Here is a 19,166-nt window from a genome sequence, read left to right as displayed (position 1 = left end):
TTGGATTTTGTTGATGAAAGGTTAAGTATTTGTAGGGTGGATAAGCGCTAGCGTCATCCACCGCAGACAATCAGTGCGCGACAGATTTCGAAAATAGATTTATCACCAGCACGCCAATAATAATCAGCGCCATACCGGCGACTGCGGGCCAGTCCAGCTTTTGGCCTAAGAAAATCCAGCCGACTGCACCAATCAACACAATACCCGCGCCGGACCAGATGGCGTAAATCACGCCCGTGGGGATGGTGCGCATGGTCAGCGACAGGCAATAAAAAGCCACGGCGTAAAACAGCACGGTTGCGACGCTAGGCCACAGGCGGCTGAAACCTTCAGAGAGCTTCAGGGAGGTGGTGGCAATCACTTCCGCCACAATGGCAATAATCAGCCAGGTATAGGTCATTTCAGTTATCCGTTTCAGTCAGGACCAGCATGGAGCCGGGGAATGTAGCGAGAATTGGTTTATCGGGCAAGCACTGCCGCGCGATAAAGCGGTTTCTTCCCGGCATCCTAATATTGCGAAAGTCCCGCAAGGGCCCGCTCTCCGGCATCATCCACCGGCAGGTAAACCAGCAGGCGTGCGCCGTCTCGTGGGGTAGAAAACCAGTTGGCCTGCTGCATCTGAACGGTGCCAATCTGCGGGTGGATAAACTCTTTGAGATGGTTTTCAATTCCTTTCACTTCATAACGCTGTTGCCACAGGGTCTTAAACTCTGCGGAGACGCGGGTAAATTGCTCCAGCAACGCTTCCCAGCGCGGATTGCCCCTGTTTTCCGTCATGCCCGCTCGAAAGTAGCCCACGAACAACGGCATCAGCGATTCTTTATCGCCAAGCCGGCTGCGCCAGGTTTCATTGGTCAGATACTGGTAAATGCAGTTGCGCTCTTCCGCTGGGACGCTGTCCAGATCCACACCCATCAGCAGGCAAAAGTTGCGGTTGTAGCCGAGGATATCGAAATTTGGGGTCTGCATGCAGGCCGGGTTGGGCATCAGCGCGTCCAGCAGGCGCCGTGAGGCGGGGCTGAGATTTTCACAGATTGCCGATGCGGGGATTTCAGAAGGTGACAGCCCGGCGAGGATGAACAGGTGGCGTGTTTCTACCGGGCTGCACTGTAGCGCGCTGGCGATGGCGGTCATGACGCTGACGGAGGGATTAACCTCGCGCCCCTGTTCAAGCCAGGTATACCAGGTGACGCCAACGTCCGCCAGCAGGGCGACCTCTTCCCGCCGCAGCCCGGGCGTGCGGCGGCGTCCGCTGCGCGGCAGGCCAAGGCGCTGGGGGTCAAGACTTTCCCGGCGGGTCCGCAGAAAGGCGGCAAGCATTTTTCGGTTGTCCTCAAGCGTGGTGAGGCGCGGTTCAACGTCGGTTACGGCGGCCATAGCAAACTCCTGCAGGGTAGTGCCAGTACCAGTATAAACAGGAACTGGTACCCGGTTACGGATTGGTGAATGCTAGCCCGGTAACCTGAACCATGCAATGGAGTTCCTGATGAATATCACCCCTGTTTCTCTCGGGCGGGCCGGATTAATCCTGCTGCTGACCAGCCAGATGCTGCCGCTGATCGATACTTCGATCACCAACGTCGCCCTCGACTCAATCACCCGTTCGCTGGGAACCAGCCACACGCAGCTGGAGCTTATCGTCGCGCTGTACGGCGTCGCCTTTGCGGTCTGCCTGGCGGTGGGCAGCAAGCTGGGGGATAACCTGGGGCGCAGGCGCGTGCTGATGTGGGGCGTGGCCCTGTTTGGCATCGCCTCTTTGTTTTGCGGCGTTGCCCGCAGCGTTGAAGAACTGCTGGCAGCCCGCACCTTACAGGGCATGGGCGCGGCGCTGATTGTGCCGCAAATTCTGGCCATCCTGCACGTCACGCTGAAAGGCACGGCCCATGCCAGAGCCATCAGCCTGTACGGCGGCATCGGCGGTATAGCCTTTATTATCGGGCAGATGGGCGGCGGCTGGCTGGTGTCGGCGGATATCGCCGGGCTGGGCTGGCGCAATGCGTTCTTTATCAACGTGCCGATTTGCCTGCTGGTACTGATGATTGGCAAGCGTTTCCTGCCGGAAACCCGCAGCGAGCGCACCTCGCGTATTGACTGGCAGGGAACGATTTGTCTGGCGCTGATTCTCTGCTGCCTGCTGTTTCCGATGGCGCTGGGGCCTGAGCTGCACTGGCCGTGGCCGATGCAGGCTGCGCTGCTGGCGATTATCCCGCTGGGATTCTGGATGCGGGCGGGCGCGCTGGCCCAGCAGCAGAAAGGGCTGCAGCCGCTGCTGCCTCCGCGCCTGCTGAAGCTGACCAGCATCCGCTTCGGCTTTCTGATTGCGGTGCTGTTCTACACCTGCTGGTCGGGCTTTATGTTCTGCATGGCGCTGACGCTGCAGGCCGGGCTGGGTATGGCCCCCTGGCAGTCCGGCAACAGCTTTATCGCGCTCGGCGTCGCCTATTTCATCTCTGCCTGTTTCGCCCCGAGGCTTATCGCCCGTCACGCCATGGGCACCATTCTGCTGAGCGGGATAGCCATACAGGTTGTCGGGCTGCTGCTGCTTATCGCCACGTTAAACTATTTCGGGCAGCGGGCTGGCGCGCTGGCCGTTGCGCCCGCCACGGCGCTGATTGGCTATGGCCAGGCGCTGATCGTCAACAGCTTTTACCGGCTGGGGATGAGAGATATCGCCCCGAACGATGCGGGGGCCGGAAGCGCGATTTTAAGCACGCTCCAGCAGTCCACCCTTGGGCTTGGTCCGGCAATCTTCGGCGCGCTGTTCCTGCAGTTTCGCGACCTCAGCCACGGAAATTATCTCACGGCGATGATGGGATTCACGGGGGTGGAAGTTGCGATCATGCTGCTGCTGGCGGTGATTACGCTGCTGCGCAGGCAGCAGCTCCATAGCCCGATAGTCTGCCAGTCATGATTTAAATCCGGCTGCGTTCATCAGCAGCCGGAACACCATGCCCACGGCGGCGAGCGCCAGCACGCTGCCTGCCCAGAGCGCCACCATCCACAACAGCTGTCTTATCTTGTTCATCAGTGATACCCCTCGCCGTGCTGCACTTTGCCCCGGAATACGTAGTAGCTCCAGAAGGTGTAAACCAGAATGATCGGGATGATAAACAGCGCGCCAACCAGCATGAACCCCTGGCTTTGCGGCGGGGCGGCGGCCTGCCACAGCGTGATGGACGGCGGGATAATCCACGGCCAGATGCTGATCCCAAGCCCGCTGAAGCCCAGAAATACCAGCGCAAGCGTAAGGACAAACGGCGTGCTGTGCAGGCTGGTACTGCTGCTGGCGCTGCGCCACAGCCACAGGCTGCAAAGCAGAACCAGTACCGGCACGGGCAGCAGCCAGAACAGGTTCGGCAGGCTGAACCAGCGGGAGGCAATCTGCTCATGCAGCAACGGCGTCCAGACGCTGACGATAGCGATAATACTCAGCAGCGCCAGCAGCAGCGGCTTCACTATCGCGCGCATTTTGAACTGCAGCGGATCCTCGCTTTTCATCACCAGCCAGCTTGCGCCGAGCAGGGCATAGGCCACCACCAGGCCCGCGCCGCAGAACAGGTTGAACGGCGTCAGCCAGTCGAGCTGCGTCCCCGCAAACGTCCGGCCCACCACGGGGAAGCCCGTGATTACCGCGCCTACCACGACACCCTGGCAGAACGTCGCCAGGATCGATCCCCCAAGAAAGGCTTTATCCCAGAATGGACGATGTTCCGGCGTCGCTTTGAAGCGAAACTCAAACGCCACGCCGCGGAAGATTAAGCCGATCAGCATCAGCGTCAGCGGGATGGTCAACGCGTCGACAATCACCGCGTAGGCCAGCGGAAACGCACCGAACAGCGCCGCGCCGCCCAGCACCAGCCAGGTTTCATTGCCGTCCCAGACCGGGGCGACGCTGTTGACCATCACGTCCCGGTCGTCAGCGCTGCGGATAAAGGGAAACAGGATGCCGATGCCCAGATCGAAACCGTCCATGACGATATACATCAGCGTGGCAAAGACGATAATCACAAACCAGATAACGGAAAGATCGATACCCATCAGCGTGTCTCCTCCAGAGATTCATTCACCGCAGAGAGCGGGCGGGCAGGGGTGCCACGGGCGGCGGGCGGATGCTCATCAAAGGGCTGTGGGCCTTTTTTGATTAGCCGCACCATGTAGCTGTAGCCCACGCCGAATACCGACGTATAGACCACGAAGAACGTCAGCAGGCTGATGCTCATTTGCAGATTACCGTGCGCGGATACCGCGTCTTTGGTGCGCAGCAGGCCATAAACCACCCACGGCTGGCGTCCCACTTCGGTAGTCACCCAGCCCGCAAGAATAGCTATCAGCCCGGACGGCCCCATCCATAACGCGAAATGCAGGAAGGGGCGACTTTCATAAAGCCGATCTTTGTAGCGCAGCCAAAGGCTGATGGCGCCGAGGAGGATCATCAGCATGCCGAGCCCGGCCATGATGCGGAACGACCAGAACACCATCGTCGAGTTTGGCCTGTCCTCCTTCGGAAAATCTTTCAGGGCGGGGACCTGTTTGTCCAGGCTGTGCGTGAGGATCAGGCTGCCAAGCGCGGGGATTTCCAGCCCGTAGCGCGTGCGCTCCTGTTCCATATCCGGCCAGCCGAACAGCAGCAGCGGCGTTGGCTCGCCGGGAATGTTTTCCCAGTGGCCTTCAATGGCGGCAATTTTGGCGGGCTGGTGCTTCAGCGTATTCAGACCGTGCATATCGCCAATCAGCGCCTGAAGCGGAGCGACGATGACCGCCATCCACAGCGCCATAGAAAACATCGTTTTAATGGCCGGCGTTTTGTTGCCGCGCAGCAGGTGCCAGGCCGCAGAAGCGCCAACAAAAAACGCGCTGCTAAGAAACGCTGCGACGGACATATGCAGCAGGCGGTAAGGGAAGGAAGGATTGAACACCACGGCGAACCAGTCCACCGGGACAACCTGCCCGTTGTGGATCTCAAACCCCTGCGGCGTCTGCATCCAGCTGTTAGAAGCGAGGATCCAGAACGTTGAAATAATTGTGCCCAGCGCGACCATACAGGTGGCGAAGAAATGCAGGTCCGGGCCGACGCGCTGCCAGCCGAAAAGCATCACGCCAAGAAAACCGGCCTCCAGGAAGAAGGCGGTCAGCACTTCGTAGGTCAGCAGCGGGCCGGTAATGCTCCCGGCAAACTGGGAAAAACCGCTCCAGTTAGTGCCGAACTGGTAGGCCATCACCAGCCCGGAGACCACCCCCATGCCGAAGTTAACGGCAAAGATCTTCGACCAGAAATGATAAAGCGAGCGGTAAACAGGATTTCTGGATTTCAGCCATAGCCCTTCAAGCACCGCCAGGTAGCTGGCAAGCCCGATAGTGATGGCCGGGAATATAATGTGGAAGGAGACCGTAAAAGCAAACTGGATCCTCGCCAGGTGAAACGCATCTAAACCGAACATGTACAACCTCACAGCACAATAACGACGAGGCTATGGTAGTGCGTTGCTGCAGGCCATGGCAGAAACAGAAAGCGCTTATTTAGCTATAACAGTTTTTGAAAATGGCGTATTTTTAACGGACTGATATAGATGCGGAGAGCGGAATCGAGATGAAGAAATATCAGCAGCTGGCGCAGCAGATTAAAGACCAGATTGAGCTTGGCGTCTGGCTGCCGGGGGACAGGCTGCCGTCCCTGCGCGAGCAGGTGACCAACAGCGGCATGAGCTTTATGACCGTCGGCCACGCTTATCAGGTGCTGGAAAGCCAGGGCGTGATTGTGGCCCGTCCCCAGTCCGGCTATTACGTTGCGCCGCGCCAGGTTGCCCGGACGACGCCCGCGCCCGCGAAGGTGATGAGCGACGAAACGGTAGACATCAACACCTATATTTTCGACGTTCTCCAGGCCAGCTGCGACGCCTCGGTGGTGCCGTTTGGCTCCGCTTTTCCCGATCCCCGCCTGTTTCCACTTCAGCAGCTAAACCGTTCCCTGGCGACGGTGGGGCGTACAGTTGCGGCAATGAGCGTGATAGAAAATCTCCCGCCGGGCAACGAGGCGCTGCGCCACGCCATCGCCAGACGTTACGCCCAGCAGGGGATGCAGGTATCGCCTGACGAAATTGTTATCACCGCGGGGGCGCTGGAGGCGCTGAATTTAAGCCTCCAGGCAGTCACCGGGCCGGGGGACTGGGTGATAGTCGAAAACCCCTGCTTCTACGGCGCGCTTCAGGCGCTGGAGCGTTTACGGCTAAAGGCGGTTTCAGTGGCAACCGATCCGCAGCACGGCATCGATATGGCGGCGCTGAAACAGGCGCTGAACGACTATCCGGTTAAGGCCTGCTGGCTGATGACCAACAGCCAGAACCCGCTTGGCGTGACGCTGACGCCGGAGAAAAAGCGGCAGCTGGTGTCGCTGCTGCAGGAGCATAACGTCACGCTTATAGAAGATGATGTTTACAGCGAACTGTACTTCGGACGGGAGAGGCCGCTTCCGGCCCGCGCCTACGACGAGCGGGGCATTACGCTGCACTGCTCCTCCTTTTCGAAATGCCTGGTGGCCGGTTTTCGCATTGGCTGGGTGGCGGCAGGAAAACATGCAAGGCGCATCCAGCAGTTACAGCTAATGAGCACGTTATCCACCAGCACCCCGATGCAGCTGGCGCTGGTGGACTATCTGGCGACCAAACGCTACGACACGCACCTGCGCCGCCTGCGGCGGGTGCTGGCCGAACGCAAACAGCATGCCTGGCAGGCGCTGCACGCGGTTATGCCTGCGGAGGTGAAAATTCACCACAGCGAAAGCGGCTATTTTTTATGGCTGGAGCTTCCGGAGGGAATGGACGCCAGCGTGCTCAGCGAGCGGGCCATCGCCCACAAAATCAGCATCGCGCCAGGGAAGATGTTTACCACGGGGAACGCCTGGGCCAACTATTTCCGGCTTAATGCCTCCTGGCTGTGGGGTGAAAGAGAGCAGCAGGCGGTTGTGACGTTGTCACGTTTAATCAATGAAATGAAGGAGACCTGATGAACTACCGCACCGATCGGCTAATACTGCGCCCGTGGCGAGAAAGCGACAGGCAGCCCTTTGCCAGCCTGAACGCCAGCGCTGACGTGATGCGCTATTTCCCTAAAACGCTGACGCCAGCTGAGAGCAGCGGCATGGTCGATATTATCGAACAAAAGATGGCAATCAACGGCTGGGGCCTCTGGGCCATAGAGGAAAAGAGCAGCGGGGCGTTTATGGGCTTTGTCGGGCTTAACGTGCCGTCTTATCCGCTGCCATTTTCCCCCTGTATCGAAATCGGCTGGCGGCTGGATAGCCCGTTCTGGGGTAAAGGCTATGCGCCTGAAGCCGCACGCAAAGCCCTCGAGATTGGCTTTGAACAGTACGGGATGTCAGAAATAGTCTCCTTCACGGCTCTGGTTAATACCCCTTCACAGCGCGTGATGGAAAAAATCGGCATGGTGCGCGGCGAGGAGTTCGATCATCCGGCGCTTGAAGCAGGCCATCCGCTGCGGCGGCACGTGGTTTATCGGATAAAAAAGAGCTGAATCACAGCGGCGAAATTTAATTCTGGAAGACGCCTCGCACTTGTGCGACATTTTGTCGCGCGTAGCGATTTATTGCGCTTTACTCTTTATAACTGAAGGTCACAAGGAGGTGATGGAGCATGAACATGGCTATTAGCATACGGTTAGATGACCAGTTTGTAGCGGATGTCAAAATTCACGCCGACGCCTGCAGCCGAAGCGTGCCGAAGCAGATCGAATACTGGGCGAAGATTGGGCAAATCGTTGAGGATAACCCGGATCTTCCGTTCAGCTTTATTAAAGAGACGATGCTGGCACAAAGCGAAATGGAAAATGGCAGAGTGCAGAAATATGTCCGCAGAACGAAAAAGCAAACCCCTGACAGTCTATGAAACGGCCCGCTTCGGCAAGGCGCTGGCAAAGTTGCCTTCCCCGCTGCTGACGCAGGTTGAAGATGAAATTGAGAAAGTCATCGCTCACCCGGACATAGGTGAGCGCAAAAAAGGCGATCTTGCCTACCTGCGCGTCCATAAATTTCATCTGAACAACCAGCTCGCGCTGCTGGGATACAGCTGGGTTGATGCGCGCCTGGAGCTTTACTTGTTAAGCCTCGGCGCACATGAAAACTTCTACCAGATGCTAAAACTTGTCCGCCCTACGGTTAGGTCGCCTGTAGGGCGGATAAGCCTGCGTCATCCGCCAGCAGTCAGGAGGTAATCTCAATCAGATTACCGTCCGGGTCGGCAATAACCGCTTCGTAGAAGCCATCCCCGGTCCAGCGGGCGGCGTGAACCACTGCGCCGTCAGGCTCCAGCGCGCTGACCATCTTATCTACTGCCTCGACGGTTCCCAGACTCACCGCAATGTGCGCCCAGCCGGTGCGGTTATCCTCGCGGGGCGGCTTATCCACAAGTCCCGGCAGCGTCATCAGCTCCAGCGCCGGGCCGCTTTCCAGCGTCACAAAATGTGAAATAAAGCCCTCGCGTCGCTTCGAGTGGTATGCCTCACCGACGGAAGCACTGAAATGCTCGCGCCAGAAGGCCGCCGCCCGGTCAAGATCGTTGGTCCACAGTGCAATATGCGCAACCTGCATTCACCACCTCCATCCATATGAAATTTTGATAATTAGCAATAAGCGGGCTGCCCGGAAGCGCAGCGGTGACCCGCTGTCTACACTTTAAAAACACCGGTTTATGTTAACCCGCGCCTGCGATCCTGCGTGCGGGTTTACTGCGCGCTCTATCACAGGCTGACGAAATTTTTCACCTGGTACATACAGGATATATTGGCTCAGGCTATTGTTTTTGGATGGGGAATAACTTCAGGGGTATCACTATGCAAAGCCAGCTGTTGATAGGCGGTCAGTTAGTGGATGGGCTGGGCGAGAAGCTGCCGGTTTATAATCCAGCCACCGGAAAAGTGCTGCTGGAGATAGCCGAAGCGACGGTTGAGCAGGTTAATGAGGCGGTGACGGCGGCAGACGCGGCGTTTACGTCGTGGGGCCAGACAACCCCTAAAGAACGAGCGGAGCATCTGCTGAAGCTGGCGGATGTTATTGAACAAAACGCTGAGGCTTTCGCCCGCCTTGAATCGCAGAACTGCGGTAAGCCTTACCACTGCGTACTGAATGATGAGATTCCTGCCGTGGTGGATGTTTTCCGCTTCTTCGCCGGTGCGAGCCGCTGCCTGAATGGCCTGGCCGCCGGGGAGTACCTCAGCGGGCACACCTCCATGATCCGCCGCGACCCGGTGGGCGTGGTGGCGTCGATTGCGCCGTGGAACTATCCCCTGATGATGGCGGCCTGGAAGCTGGCCCCGGCGCTGGCGGCGGGGAACTGCGTCGTCATCAAGCCTTCGGAAATCACGCCTCTGACCGCGTTTAAACTTGCAGAGCTGGCAAAAGAGGTGTTCCCGGCTGGCGTGCTGAACGTGCTTTTTGGGCGTGGGCAAACGGTGGGAGACGCGCTGACCGGCCACAATAAAGTCAGGATGGTATCGCTGACAGGCTCTATCGCGACGGGGGAGCACATCATCAGCCATACTGCGCCTTCAATTAAGCGCACCCACATGGAACTGGGCGGCAAAGCGCCGGTGATTGTCTTTGACGACGCGGATCTGGATGCCGTGGTGGAAGGTGTCCGTACCTTTGGCTACTACAATGCAGGGCAGGACTGCACCGCCGCATGCCGCATTTACGCGCAAAAGGGCATTTACGACAGGCTGGTCGAAAAGCTTGGGGAGGCGGTTGCCAGTCTGAAGTATGGCTCACCGGATGACGAATCCACCGAGCTGGGGCCGCTCAGCTCACAGGCGCACCTTGAAAGGGTGAGCAAAGCCGTCGAGGCCGCGAAAGCTTTGCCGCATGTGAAGGTGGTCACCGGTGGCTCGAAGGTCGATGGCCCGGGATACTACTTCCAGCCAACGCTGCTCGCCGGGGCGAAGCAGGAAGATGACATCGTGCAGAAAGAGGTCTTTGGCCCGGTGGTGAGCGTGACGTCGTTCAGCGATGAAGCGGAAGTGCTGGGCTGGGCGAACGACTCCGACTACGGGCTGGCATCGTCCGTCTGGACGCAGGATGTAGGCCGCGCGCACCGGATGAGCGCCCGGTTACAGTACGGCTGCACCTGGGTTAACACGCACTTTATGCTGGTCAGCGAAATGCCGCACGGCGGGCAGAAGCTGTCGGGCTACGGCAAGGATATGTCGCTGTTCGGGCTGGAGGATTACACGGTTGTCCGGCACGTGATGATAAAGCATTAGATAGCGGGGGGATGCTGCTGCGTATTTCCGCCTTAACCAGGCGGAGCGTCATCCGGCGATCTCAAAAACTTGATCTGCGTCATACAAAAAGAGCATAATTTGCCAAATTTCTTTATCAATTATTAAAAATTAGAATGACGCTTTATCAACATATGTTGGTTTTTTACGCTGTAATGTCGGGCATCTCTGCGGTGATTACCTGGTTTTTGTCTCACGAATCTAAAAGAATCAAATTGTTAAGTTCCGTGCTGGTTGGGGCGACCTGGCCGATGAGTTTTCCGGTTGCGCTGATGTTCTCGCTGTTCTGATAAACCTCAAAAATACGCCAGGCCAAAAGTGTGAGTCAGGTTTTGTTTCTGGGTTACGGGAAGGAGTATGTTGGGGTCAGTAACGGCGGAACGGAGGTAACTAATAGTTTGAAACGGACTCATACAAAGTAACTTCAGTTGAAACGCTAAAGGCCGGTCTTGATGACCGGCCTTTTTTATTCAGCAGCCCGCAGCGATATAATCCCCGTTAGCGCTCACCGGTATCACCGTCAGAAACAGCACGCAGGCGAAGAGAATAAGTAAAATCCCGCCGACGACCTTCAGGGCCAGCGTCAGCATGCGAAGATGCCGCGGTGAGCGGGTCAGGTAGAGTTTACCGATGCCGTCACGCGCCCAAGTTACCGCTACCGAGAGCGTCATGATGGACAGCGCTGTCCCCAGCGCCATCGTCATCACCGCCATTATTCCCCAGGTGATAAATCCCAGCGCGTTTGAGAAAAGCAGGATCATGATTGCGCCGCTGCACGGTCTTGCGCCGATGGCCACGATCACCCCCAGATGCGTCATCCAGCTGCCGTCCCGTCCGCAGTAGCCCACGCCATGGTTGTGCCCGCAGCCGCACTGGTCATCATGCTGATGGCCTGACTGACCGGCAGGCACCAGGCTTTTTATCTGCATTTTCGCTGGCCGATAGCCGCGAACCGCACGCCAGATAATAAACATCCCGAACGCACCGATCAGCAGTGCGCTTAGCTTCTCAACGTACCAGCGGCTCTGGCTTAAATCCCCGCCTGAAAGATTGAGCAACACCGACAGGATAAAAACAAAGGCAATGGCGGTGAGGCCCTGCATCAGGCTGCCTAAAAACGGCACCGCACGGCTGACGAAAGGCGTTTCATTGTTGGTGCTCAGGTAGGTGGTGACGATAAATTTTCCATGTCCCGGCCCTATGGCATGCAGCACGCCATAGATAAAGCTGCCGGTCAGCAGCCAGATGCCGCCGCTGTACTGGGCGTTATTAATCTGCAACAGATAGAGCACAAGGTAGCGATGCAGGGTGATCTGCACGCTCAGGCACCACTGAATAAAGGCGCTCCAGTGTTGGTAGGCGGTGATGATGGCAAGCGCGGCCAGCACCAGCAGGATCATCCCACCGGAGAGACTCAGTGTGCGGTTCAGGGCTTTGGCTGTCATGGCGGATTCATTCTGGTGATAAACAGGCAAAGTATAAGTAGCGATCTATCGATAAAACAAATGAATAAGGTAACAGCATTTCATCTTGTTCCCCACGGCGCGATCTTATAGTCTCGGAACTCCTTGTTTTCTCTGCCTCAGGAAGCTTATGTCTGGCCAGCCATCTCTGCTAACCGTTAATTCACTGGCGATTTCAACGTCCGATGACTCTCCGCTGGTAAAGGGCATTTCGTTTGCCGTTGAAAAGGGCGAAATCGTTGCGCTGGTCGGTGAGTCAGGGTCGGGTAAAACCCTGAGTTCGCTCGCGGTAATGGGCCTGCTGCCTGAGGGTGTCCGGCAAACGGGCGGAGAGGTTTGTTTTAACGACGATGTTGTGGCAACCCCTGGAAAACCCTTTGTAAAAGGCCTGCGCGGCAGGCAAATCGGGATGATTTTTCAGGAGCCGATGAGCAGCATGAATCCGGTGCTGAAGGTGGGCGAGCAAATTGCCGAAGTGCTGGTTCGCCACCGGAATATGGGCTGGAAGCAGGCCCACCGTGAGGCGGTGGTTTTGCTGGACCGGGTGGGCATTGTCGATCCTGCCGCGCGTGCAAAGCAGTATATCCACCAGCTGTCCGGCGGGATGCGCCAGAGGGTAATGATTGCCAGCGCCATCTGCTGCCAGCCCTCGCTGCTGATCGCCGACGAGCCAACGACCGCGCTGGACGTAACAATTCAGGCGCAGATTCTGGCGCTTCTGCAGGAGCTTCAGCGCGATATGGGAATGGGCGTGTTATTTATCACCCACGACCTTAGCGTGGTGGCGCGCTACGCAGACCGTGCGTACGTCATGCACCAGGGCAACATTATTGAGCAGGGAGAGGTGCCGGTTTTGCTGGGCAGCCCGCAGGCGGATTATACCCGCAGGCTAATCGCCGCCTCTGAAGCCGTAATTATGCCGCTCGACAGGAGCAGCCGTGCCAGCACGCCGCTGGTTCACCTGGCGCAGGTCACTAAAAGTTACCCTGTCACTTCACCGCTGCCGTTTGCTGCCCCAAAGCGGGCTGCGGTGCTTCATTCAACCACGCTGGACATTGGCCGGGGGGAAATCGTCGGCCTTATTGGGGAGTCGGGTTCCGGTAAAACCACGCTGGGCCGCACGGCGACCGGTATGCTTGCAGTGGACAGCGGCACGGTGATGTTCGACGGGCTAAATTTATCGCGTGCGAGTTCGCGCGAGCTGCAGCAAATGCGGCGCAGGGCGCAAATTATCTTTCAGGATCCCTACGCCAGTCTCGATCCGAAAATGACCGTCGGCGAGCAGATCGCCGAACCGCTGCGGGTGCATAAACTGCGGCCTGCTTCGCAAATTCCGGCGCGTGTAGCGGAGCTGCTTGAGCTGGTTGGCCTTGATGCAGCCTTCGCGACACGCATGCCCGCGGCGTTTTCCGGCGGCCAGCGTCAGCGTATCGCTATCGCCCGGGCGTTAGCGCTGGAGCCGGATTTACTGGTGGCAGACGAAGCGGTTTCGGCGCTGGATCTCTCCGTGCGCGGGCAAATTCTGGCGCTGCTTGCAGCCCTGCGTCACAAGCTCGGTTTAACCGTGCTGTTTATCAGCCACGATCTGGGCGCCGTGCGCCAGGTCTGTGACCGCGTGGTGGTGCTGTACCGGGGTAAGGTAGTCGAGACGGGTGACACGGCACGGCTTCTGGAAAGTCCGGACCACGAGTATACCCGCCAGCTTCTGGCTGCGGCGCCCGATATCAGACAGGCGCTGCTGCTACGAAAGAGCGAACTCCAGCGGTAACGCAGTACCGACGTCCTGTCGCTCTGCCTCCTGCGCCACGCGGGCGGCAAGGGCGATATCAAACACGTTCAGCCCAAACGAAGAAAAATAGACGCTGTCCGTCGGGCTGGCGCGCCAGTTGCCTACCACCAGGTCAGCTAAATCTGCCGCCACGCGATCCTTCACGAACTCACCCGCCCGGTACATCTGGAACAGGCTTTTGGCGCTGGTGTTGCAATAATCTCCCCAGCCGTCCACCACCACTTTGTCTGCGCGGGCAATCGCCTCAAAGCTCACTTCATGGTAGCCAATCTGCATCACCATTCGCCCCGGCTGGATAAACTGCTGGCCGATGAACGGCTGGCTGGCGCTGGTGCAGGTGATAAGTGCATCCCAGGGCTGGGCGAGGGCATGTTCGATGCTGGTTAGCTTCTCTGTTTGCCAGGGCAGCGTTTCGGCCCGCTCGAGCATGGCCTCAAGATGTGAGGGCGTGCGGTTCCAGCAGTAAACTTTTTCAAGCTCCGGGAACTGGGCCGTAAGCATCTTCAGATGAGCTGCTGCCTGCACGCCTGCTCCCAGCAATAAAATACGCCGCGGCGGCTGCGGGCTGGCATAGCGTAACGCCAGAGCGGAGACTGCCGCTGTGCGGGTAGCCGTCAGGGATCCGCTTTGCATTATCGCTACGGGCAGGCCGCTGTCCGCCCGGTTTAACAGCGTCATGGCCATCGCCATCGGATAGCCGTCCCTTGCCAGCGGCCTGTGGGCCGTCCACTTCACTCCGGCCGCGTTAAAGCGCCCCCCGACTGTTGCAGGCAGGGAATAAACCTTTCCCTGCGGCGAGGTGAGATCCACATGCGTTTCAGCGGGCATGCTGGCCTCGCCGCTGTGCAGCAGCTTTACGGTCTCGATAACGTCATCAAATGCGCTGAGCGGATCGTTCCCCCCCAGTGCGGCAACCTGGGAACACGTTAAGTAGCGCAGTGCGGACATGATATTTCCCTTTAAAAAGCCAGAAGCCAGTCGCGAATTGACTGCTGATACCGCGCTAATCCTCGCAGCGTCACGAATTCGTTGATGCCGTGGGCGTTGCCGCCTTCGCCAAGCCCGCCAATCAGGAAGGCGGGGGCGACGGGGGCAAAGGCGTAGGCGGGGGCGCAGCCGGGTGCCCAGGGCCAGATTTGCGGTCGGGCCTGCTGCTGGTGGTAGCTGGTCATCAGCTCCAGCACCCCGGCGTCGTGCAGGCTGAAGCGGTGTCCGGGATAGCTGTCGTCCAGCAACAGCTCAACGCCTTCCAGCGCCGGATTTTGCAGCTGATGACGAATACGGTTAAGCAGGGCCCCGGCGTCAATGCCGGGCGGGGTACGCAGCGCAAATTCAGCGCTGGCCTGCCAGGGGATCACCCCGCGTCCCCCCTGCGGGCTGCTGCTGATGTCAGAGATGTTCAGCACGGCGCTGCCAAGAAGCCAGGCGAGGCTGCTGTACGTATCGCCCGCCACCACCAGCTTTTCGCTGCGCCTGAAGCGCAGCTCATCCTGCAGGTTAAACGTCTGGGCCAGCTCGTCCAGCAGCTGGCCTGCCTCTTCATCCAGCGACTGGGTTTGCAGCACGCCGTTGGCCTGAGCGGGGGCAATAGTGCCAAGAGCCTGCACCAGCCGCCAGACGGGGTTTGCGATCCACGCCGCATTGCTGGCATGAATCGCCGCCGTTGGCCCGCCCCAGCTTCCGCCTTTGACGCTCAGCCTTCCCGCGCTCATGCCGGTAAAGCCCAGGTAAAGACGCGGGGCGCCGCCGCCGTATTCACAAAGGGAAGGGAACAGCACCGCCGCAGCAGGGTCGACAGGGCACGGCGTACGGGCAAGATAGCGACGCAGATGGCCGCTGCCGGTCTCTTCTTCGCCCTCAAGCAGGATTTCTATGTTGGTATGCAGATGGCCTGAATGGTAAAGATCCCGGACGACCATGAGCATGCCGGCCAGCGGGCCTTTGTTATTCTCTGCGCCACGGGCGATAAACACATCGCCCTTATCCGGCCAGTGTGCAATATCACCGACGAAGGGATCGGCGTCCCAGCCTTCAGAGGTGGCGGGCATGACATCATACATGTTGTACAGCACGACGGTTTCGGGCGCGCCGATATCAATGCGGACATGAACCAGCGGCGGGGCATCTTCCCCCAGCTGCAGCTGCACCGGGTAAATCACCCGCGCATCCACTTCGTGGACCAGCCACTCTTCCAGCCACTCAGCCAGGGTTTGTTGTTGGGGCAGATTGCCCGCCACGCTCTCAAAAGGCGTGAGCTGCCGGAGCAGGGCAAGCGTAGCGTCAAGTTGAGTCATAACCTGATCCTCGGGTTCAGCACGACATACAGCAAATCAATCAGTAAGTTAACCATTACAAAAACCAGCGCTGCCAGCAGGACGATCGCCTGCACCAGCGGGAAGTCGCGATTCTGAATGGCCTGCACCGCCAGACGTCCGATGCCCGGCCAGGCAAAAATAATTTCGGTGACCAGCGCGCCGCCCAGCAGCGAGGCGAAATACATGCCCTGTACGGTTACTACCGGTATCAGCGCGTTGCGCAGTCCGTGGCGGATCAGGATGCGCCACTGGCTCAGCCCCCTGGCCTGTGCGGTGCGGATATAATCCAGGTGTAGCACATCAATCAGGCTTGCGCGGACCAGGCGGGCAATTGCGCTCATATAATAAGCGCCGAGGCTGACGGCAGGCATGATCAGCTGGCTGGCGCTGCCGTAGCCGCTGGAAGGCAGCCAGCGCAGCTGCAGGCTGAAGAGTAAAATCATCAGCAGACCGAGCCAGAACACCGGTATCGCCTGGCCGCTGAAGGCAAGCAAACGCGCCAGCAGATCCCAGAAGCTGTTGCGCCAGATGGCGCTGACCAGCCCGAGCAACAGGCCAACAATCGTGCTCCATGCCAGCGCAGTCACGGCCAGCAGCAGGGTAGCCGGTACGCGCTGGGCGATGAGCTCCGTAACCGGCTGGTCGTAACGCAGTGACTGGCCAAGGTCGCCGTGCAGAACCGCATTCAGGTAGTGGCCATACTGCCACAGCAGCGGCCTGTCGAAGCCCATCGCCTGGCGGAAGTGGTCAATCTCTGCCTGGCTCGAGCCGGGCGGCATCATGACCGCAGCCGGGTCGCCGGTGAGGTGCAGGCTATAAAAAATCAGCAAAGAGACGCCGAACATGACCAGCACGGACTGCCCGAGGCGCGAGAGAATATAGCGCAGCATATCAGTCGAGCCTCGTGTGGGTTTTGCGCAGCAGGCTGTCGCCAAGCAGGTTGCAGCCGATAACCAGCGCGGCGATCACCAGCCCGGGGTAAAGCACCAGCCACTGGGCCAGCAGCATGTACGAGCGGCCCTCGCCGATCAGGTTGCCGAGGGTTGGCGTTGGCGGCTGAATGCCCATGCCCAGAAAGCCAATTGAGGCTTCCAGAACAATCAGCCGGGGGATATCGAGCGTCAGCAGGACGATAAGCGGCGTGGCCAGGTTGGGAAGGACGTGGCGCAGCAGAATCCGCGGGGTGGAAAACCCCATGCCGCGAACGGCCTCGATATATTCCAGCTCACGAATTTCCAGCGTTTTGGCGCGCGCGACGCGGGCGTAAATCGCCCAGCTTGTGACGCCCATGATAATTATGATGTTTTCAAGCGTGGTGCCAAACAGCGCCATCACCAGCAGAATCAGCAGAATAAACGGCACGGCGAGCTGAATATCCATCAGGCGCATGATGGTGGCATCCACCCAGCCGCCAACGTAGCCGGCGACCATCCCCAGCAGCGTCCCGATGACGGCGGCAATCGCCGCTGCCAGCAGGACAACCATCAGCGACAGCCTTGTGCCGGAGAGAATGCGGGAAAGCAGATCCCGCCCCAGCTGGTCGGTCCCCAGCCAGTGAGTCGCGCCAGCCGTAGCAGTACCCGGCGGCTGGAACATCTCCGCCAGGCTGTTGGTTAACGGGTCGGGAAGGGGCAGCCAGGGGGAAATCAGCGCGGCGAGTATGACTATCGCCAGCAGTGCCCCTCCAACGATACCGTCGCCGGAAAAGCGCTTCCGGGGACGGCGGGTCAGCGATTTAGTCGGGAAGATCATTTCACTCTCAGGTCAAACAGCGGAATACGCGCGTCGGCACGGCCTTTAAACGTCACGCTGTCGCCGTTTGCGTAAAGCGAATCCTCACGGTACAGCGGGATCAGCGGCTGCTCTTTCGCTACTTCCTGCTGGATTTGCTGCAGCAGCTGTTCGCGCTTTTTGCTGTCTACGGTGCTGCGGCTGGCGTTAAGAAGCTTATCCAGCTCGGGTGAGCTGACCGTAGAGTACGGTTCACCGGAATGGAGAATAGGATACAGCGCGGCGTCGGCGTCCAGCGTCTGTGTTGATCCCCACGCCAGCATGTACATATCTGCCTGCTTGCCTGATGCCACCTGCTGGGTGTAAACCGACCATTCAGGCACTTCGAGCTGGGCCTTCACGCCGATTGCCGCCAGATCCTGTACGATCGCCTGGCCCACTTCGGCGCTGGCGATATAGCGGCGGGGAGCCTGGAATTTAAGAGTAAATCCGTCCGGGTAACCGGCTTCCTTCAGCAGCGCTTTGGCTTTGGCGACGTCCTGCGCCGGGGCCGGAACGTTCAGATAGCCGAAATCTTTTGCCCCCGCCATGGTACCGGTTGGCGTACCAAATCCGTGCAGCAGCTGGCTGGTATAGGCCTGACGGTTCAGCGCTAAAGAGAGCGCCTGCCGTACGCGCACGTCATTCAGCGGTTTTTCATCATTTTTCAGGCCCAGATAAATCGTCAGGCCGCCGCCTTTGACCTGCTCCAGGTGGATGCCGGGCTTGTTTTTCAGCGCGGTAACCAGGTCGGCCGGCACGCTGTCAACCAGCTGGACTTCACCGGTCAGCAGGGCGGTAATACGGGCCGTGGCTTCGGGAATGGGGCGCCAGGTGACGGTGTCGATTGCCGGTTTGCCGCGCCAGTAATCCGGGTTGGCCTGCATCACAACCCGCTCATCTGGTATAAATTCTTTTAATGTATATGCGCCGCTGCCGACAGGTTTTCGTGCAAATTCCGCAGCACCGACTTTACTTAGATAGACAGGCGGGACGATGTATGTCGGGTAGCGACTCATGCGGGTGGGCAAAAGCGGGTCCGGGCCATCCGTGTGGATACGTACCTGATAGTCGCCAGATACTTCAACAGATTTAATGGTTCGGATATAAGATATGGTCGGCGCGTGGTTCGCCGGATCGAGAATACGGTCGATGGAGAACTTCACCGCCGCCGCGTTAACCGGCTCGCCGTTGGTGAAGTTTACGCCCTTGCGGAGGTCGAACTGCCAGGTGGTGTCATCGAGCGCTTTCCAGGAGGTGGCAAGGCCCGGCTGGAGCTGCATCGCGCTGTCGCGCAGGATCAACGTATCGAAGATGTTATCGACCAGCGTGGCCGCCTCTTTCAGAAAGCCCGGATCCATAGCCGTGGCGGAGGCAGGCTGGGCAATAGTGAGTTCACTTGCATAACTAACCGAAGAGGATAAAGCTAAAAGGACAGCCAGCGTGGTAAATTTCAGGCCCGATCGATTCATTTATAGTCAATCCTGTACGTTATTGGCGTTTATAAACTGATGGAAAGTTAACATAAAAATCGTGCTGATTATT

The 19,166-nt window shown here is 58.7% G+C and carries 20 protein-coding genes; 8 read left to right on the top strand and 12 right to left on the bottom strand.

Annotated features, from left to right (window positions below; genetic code table 11):
* Positions 1 to 70: 70 nt before the first annotated feature.
* Together AAE045_RS06390 and AAE045_RS06385 are read right to left on the bottom strand one after the other, a co-directional pair.
* A complete protein-coding gene (locus AAE045_RS06390; RefSeq protein WP_202301846.1) occupies positions 71 to 400 on the bottom strand; it encodes an SMR family transporter in 330 nt (109 codons plus the stop codon).
* Between the two features lie 107 nt (positions 401 to 507).
* Positions 508 to 1,377 carry a helix-turn-helix transcriptional regulator gene (locus AAE045_RS06385; protein WP_455546984.1) on the bottom strand — a complete coding sequence of 290 codons (870 nt, stop codon included), beginning with the start codon at positions 1,375 to 1,377 and terminating at the stop codon, positions 508 to 510.
* A gap of 109 nt (positions 1,378 to 1,486) precedes the next feature.
* Here AAE045_RS06385 and AAE045_RS06380 point away from each other — a divergent pair, with 109 nt between their 5' ends.
* Complete coding sequence (locus AAE045_RS06380; protein ID WP_455546983.1) at positions 1,487 to 2,911, top strand: MFS transporter; 1,425 nt, start codon at positions 1,487 to 1,489, stop codon at positions 2,909 to 2,911.
* On the opposite strand, the gene AAE045_RS06375 is transcribed toward AAE045_RS06380, so the two are convergent.
* Genes AAE045_RS06375 through AAE045_RS06365 form a run of 3 tightly spaced genes read right to left on the bottom strand, consistent with a single transcriptional unit; the run spans position 2,906 to position 5,438 of the window.
* A complete protein-coding gene (locus AAE045_RS06375; RefSeq protein WP_455546982.1) occupies positions 2,906 to 3,025 on the bottom strand; it encodes a DUF2474 domain-containing protein in 120 nt (39 codons plus the stop codon). The two genes, AAE045_RS06380 and AAE045_RS06375, sit on opposite strands and share 6 nt — an antisense overlap.
* Positions 3,025 to 4,038 (bottom strand): cytochrome d ubiquinol oxidase subunit II, encoded by a 1,014-nt coding sequence (gene cydB / locus AAE045_RS06370; protein WP_455546981.1) that lies wholly within the window; start codon positions 4,036 to 4,038, stop codon positions 3,025 to 3,027. The genes AAE045_RS06375 and cydB overlap by 1 nt, the downstream gene beginning before the upstream one ends.
* Positions 4,038 to 5,438 carry a cytochrome ubiquinol oxidase subunit I gene (locus tag AAE045_RS06365; protein ID WP_455546980.1) on the bottom strand — a complete coding sequence of 467 codons (1,401 nt, stop codon included), beginning with the start codon at positions 5,436 to 5,438 and terminating at the stop codon, positions 4,038 to 4,040. The genes cydB and AAE045_RS06365 overlap by 1 nt, the downstream gene beginning before the upstream one ends.
* 149 nt (positions 5,439 to 5,587) lie before the next feature.
* On the opposite strand from AAE045_RS06365, the gene AAE045_RS06360 reads away from it, so the two are divergent.
* From AAE045_RS06360 to AAE045_RS06345, 4 genes are all read left to right on the top strand, one after another.
* Complete coding sequence (locus tag AAE045_RS06360; protein ID WP_455546979.1) at positions 5,588 to 7,000, top strand: aminotransferase-like domain-containing protein; 1,413 nt, start codon at positions 5,588 to 5,590, stop codon at positions 6,998 to 7,000.
* On the top strand, positions 7,000 to 7,527 hold the full coding sequence (locus AAE045_RS06355; protein WP_455546978.1) for a GNAT family N-acetyltransferase: 528 nt from the start codon (positions 7,000 to 7,002) through the stop codon (positions 7,525 to 7,527). Before AAE045_RS06360 ends, AAE045_RS06355 begins: the two co-directional genes overlap by 1 nt.
* Positions 7,528 to 7,652: 125 nt before the next feature.
* Complete coding sequence (locus AAE045_RS06350; RefSeq protein WP_271128104.1) at positions 7,653 to 7,898, top strand: TA system antitoxin ParD family protein; 246 nt, start codon at positions 7,653 to 7,655, stop codon at positions 7,896 to 7,898.
* A complete protein-coding gene (locus tag AAE045_RS06345; protein ID WP_455546977.1) occupies positions 7,858 to 8,223 on the top strand; it encodes a type II toxin-antitoxin system RelE/ParE family toxin in 366 nt (121 codons plus the stop codon). The genes AAE045_RS06350 and AAE045_RS06345 overlap by 41 nt, the downstream gene beginning before the upstream one ends.
* On the opposite strand, the gene AAE045_RS06340 is transcribed toward AAE045_RS06345, so the two are convergent.
* Positions 8,213 to 8,599, bottom strand: coding sequence for a VOC family protein (locus AAE045_RS06340; protein WP_455546976.1), 387 nt, complete (start codon positions 8,597 to 8,599; stop codon positions 8,213 to 8,215). The two genes, AAE045_RS06345 and AAE045_RS06340, sit on opposite strands and share 11 nt — an antisense overlap.
* 242 nt (positions 8,600 to 8,841) lie before the next feature.
* On the opposite strand from AAE045_RS06340, the gene patD reads away from it, so the two are divergent.
* Both patD and AAE045_RS06330 read left to right on the top strand, forming a co-directional pair.
* Positions 8,842 to 10,266 carry an aminobutyraldehyde dehydrogenase gene (gene patD / locus AAE045_RS06335; protein ID WP_455546975.1) on the top strand — a complete coding sequence of 475 codons (1,425 nt, stop codon included), beginning with the start codon at positions 8,842 to 8,844 and terminating at the stop codon, positions 10,264 to 10,266.
* A 134-nt stretch (positions 10,267 to 10,400) separates the two neighbouring features.
* Positions 10,401 to 10,574, top strand: coding sequence for a GhoT/OrtT family toxin (locus AAE045_RS06330; protein ID WP_202301840.1), 174 nt, complete (start codon positions 10,401 to 10,403; stop codon positions 10,572 to 10,574).
* Positions 10,575 to 10,754: 180 nt separating this feature from the next.
* Here AAE045_RS06330 and AAE045_RS06325 read toward each other — a convergent pair whose 3' ends face one another.
* The gene (locus AAE045_RS06325; protein ID WP_455547176.1) at positions 10,755 to 11,684 is read right to left on the bottom strand and encodes a nickel/cobalt transporter; all 930 of its coding nucleotides are present in this window, start codon (positions 11,682 to 11,684) and stop codon (positions 10,755 to 10,757) included.
* Positions 11,685 to 11,877: 193 nt separating this feature from the next.
* Between AAE045_RS06325 and AAE045_RS06320 the strand changes: the two genes are divergently transcribed.
* Positions 11,878 to 13,515: a dipeptide ABC transporter ATP-binding protein gene (locus tag AAE045_RS06320; protein ID WP_455546974.1), complete on the top strand. Its 1,638-nt coding sequence runs from the start codon at positions 11,878 to 11,880 to the stop codon at positions 13,513 to 13,515.
* On the opposite strand, the gene AAE045_RS06315 is transcribed toward AAE045_RS06320, so the two are convergent.
* Genes AAE045_RS06315 through AAE045_RS06295 form a run of 5 tightly spaced genes read right to left on the bottom strand, consistent with a single transcriptional unit; the run spans position 13,489 to position 19,093 of the window.
* Positions 13,489 to 14,475, bottom strand: a complete 987-nt coding sequence (locus tag AAE045_RS06315) for an ornithine cyclodeaminase family protein (protein ID WP_455547175.1) — start codon at positions 14,473 to 14,475, stop codon at positions 13,489 to 13,491. The two genes, AAE045_RS06320 and AAE045_RS06315, sit on opposite strands and share 27 nt — an antisense overlap.
* Before the next feature lie 20 nt (positions 14,476 to 14,495).
* Positions 14,496 to 15,830 carry a M20/M25/M40 family metallo-hydrolase gene (locus AAE045_RS06310; RefSeq protein ID WP_455546973.1) on the bottom strand — a complete coding sequence of 445 codons (1,335 nt, stop codon included), beginning with the start codon at positions 15,828 to 15,830 and terminating at the stop codon, positions 14,496 to 14,498.
* Positions 15,827 to 16,741, bottom strand: coding sequence for an ABC transporter permease (locus AAE045_RS06305; RefSeq protein WP_455546972.1), 915 nt, complete (start codon positions 16,739 to 16,741; stop codon positions 15,827 to 15,829). The genes AAE045_RS06310 and AAE045_RS06305 overlap by 4 nt, the downstream gene beginning before the upstream one ends.
* A gap of 1 nt (position 16,742) precedes the next feature.
* Positions 16,743 to 17,603, bottom strand: a complete 861-nt coding sequence (locus AAE045_RS06300; RefSeq protein ID WP_455546971.1) for an ABC transporter permease — start codon at positions 17,601 to 17,603, stop codon at positions 16,743 to 16,745.
* Positions 17,600 to 19,093: an ABC transporter substrate-binding protein gene (locus AAE045_RS06295; RefSeq protein WP_455546970.1), complete on the bottom strand. Its 1,494-nt coding sequence runs from the start codon at positions 19,091 to 19,093 to the stop codon at positions 17,600 to 17,602. The genes AAE045_RS06300 and AAE045_RS06295 overlap by 4 nt, the downstream gene beginning before the upstream one ends.
* Positions 19,094 to 19,166 lie beyond the last annotated feature (73 nt).

This window comes from Dryocola clanedunensis (assembly GCF_038405435.1).
GTDB classification, from domain to species: Bacteria; Pseudomonadota; Gammaproteobacteria; order Enterobacterales; family Enterobacteriaceae; genus Dryocola; species Dryocola clanedunensis_A.
This window is presented reverse-complemented; position numbering and strand designations above follow the sequence as displayed.

Bases quoted from the DNA above. Each gene is read 5' to 3' on its own strand.
- AAE045_RS06300 (WP_455546971.1), bottom strand. From the start codon at position 17,603: ATGATCTTCCCGACTAAATCGCTGACCCGCCGTCCCCGGAAGCGCTTT.
- AAE045_RS06310 (WP_455546973.1), bottom strand. From the start codon at position 15,830: ATGACTCAACTTGACGCTACGCTTGCCCTGCTCCGGCAGCTCACGCCT.
- AAE045_RS06350 (WP_271128104.1), top strand. From the start codon at position 7,653: ATGGCTATTAGCATACGGTTAGATGACCAGTTTGTAGCGGATGTCAAA.
- AAE045_RS06340 (WP_455546976.1), bottom strand. From the start codon at position 8,599: ATGCAGGTTGCGCATATTGCACTGTGGACCAACGATCTTGACCGGGCG.
- AAE045_RS06320 (WP_455546974.1), top strand. From the start codon at position 11,878: ATGTCTGGCCAGCCATCTCTGCTAACCGTTAATTCACTGGCGATTTCA.
- AAE045_RS06295 (WP_455546970.1), bottom strand. From the start codon at position 19,093: ATGAATCGATCGGGCCTGAAATTTACCACGCTGGCTGTCCTTTTAGCT.
- AAE045_RS06390 (WP_202301846.1), bottom strand. From the start codon at position 400: ATGACCTATACCTGGCTGATTATTGCCATTGTGGCGGAAGTGATTGCC.
- cydB (WP_455546981.1), bottom strand. From the start codon at position 4,038: ATGGGTATCGATCTTTCCGTTATCTGGTTTGTGATTATCGTCTTTGCC.
- AAE045_RS06365 (WP_455546980.1), bottom strand. From the start codon at position 5,438: ATGTTCGGTTTAGATGCGTTTCACCTGGCGAGGATCCAGTTTGCTTTT.
- patD (WP_455546975.1), top strand. From the start codon at position 8,842: ATGCAAAGCCAGCTGTTGATAGGCGGTCAGTTAGTGGATGGGCTGGGC.
- AAE045_RS06325 (WP_455547176.1), bottom strand. From the start codon at position 11,684: ATGATCCTGCTGGTGCTGGCCGCGCTTGCCATCATCACCGCCTACCAA.
- AAE045_RS06355 (WP_455546978.1), top strand. From the start codon at position 7,000: ATGAACTACCGCACCGATCGGCTAATACTGCGCCCGTGGCGAGAAAGC.
- AAE045_RS06305 (WP_455546972.1), bottom strand. From the start codon at position 16,741: ATGCTGCGCTATATTCTCTCGCGCCTCGGGCAGTCCGTGCTGGTCATG.
- AAE045_RS06375 (WP_455546982.1), bottom strand. From the start codon at position 3,025: ATGAACAAGATAAGACAGCTGTTGTGGATGGTGGCGCTCTGGGCAGGC.
- AAE045_RS06380 (WP_455546983.1), top strand. From the start codon at position 1,487: ATGAATATCACCCCTGTTTCTCTCGGGCGGGCCGGATTAATCCTGCTG.
- AAE045_RS06360 (WP_455546979.1), top strand. From the start codon at position 5,588: ATGAAGAAATATCAGCAGCTGGCGCAGCAGATTAAAGACCAGATTGAG.
- AAE045_RS06330 (WP_202301840.1), top strand. From the start codon at position 10,401: ATGACGCTTTATCAACATATGTTGGTTTTTTACGCTGTAATGTCGGGC.
- AAE045_RS06345 (WP_455546977.1), top strand. From the start codon at position 7,858: ATGTCCGCAGAACGAAAAAGCAAACCCCTGACAGTCTATGAAACGGCC.
- AAE045_RS06385 (WP_455546984.1), bottom strand. From the start codon at position 1,377: ATGGCCGCCGTAACCGACGTTGAACCGCGCCTCACCACGCTTGAGGAC.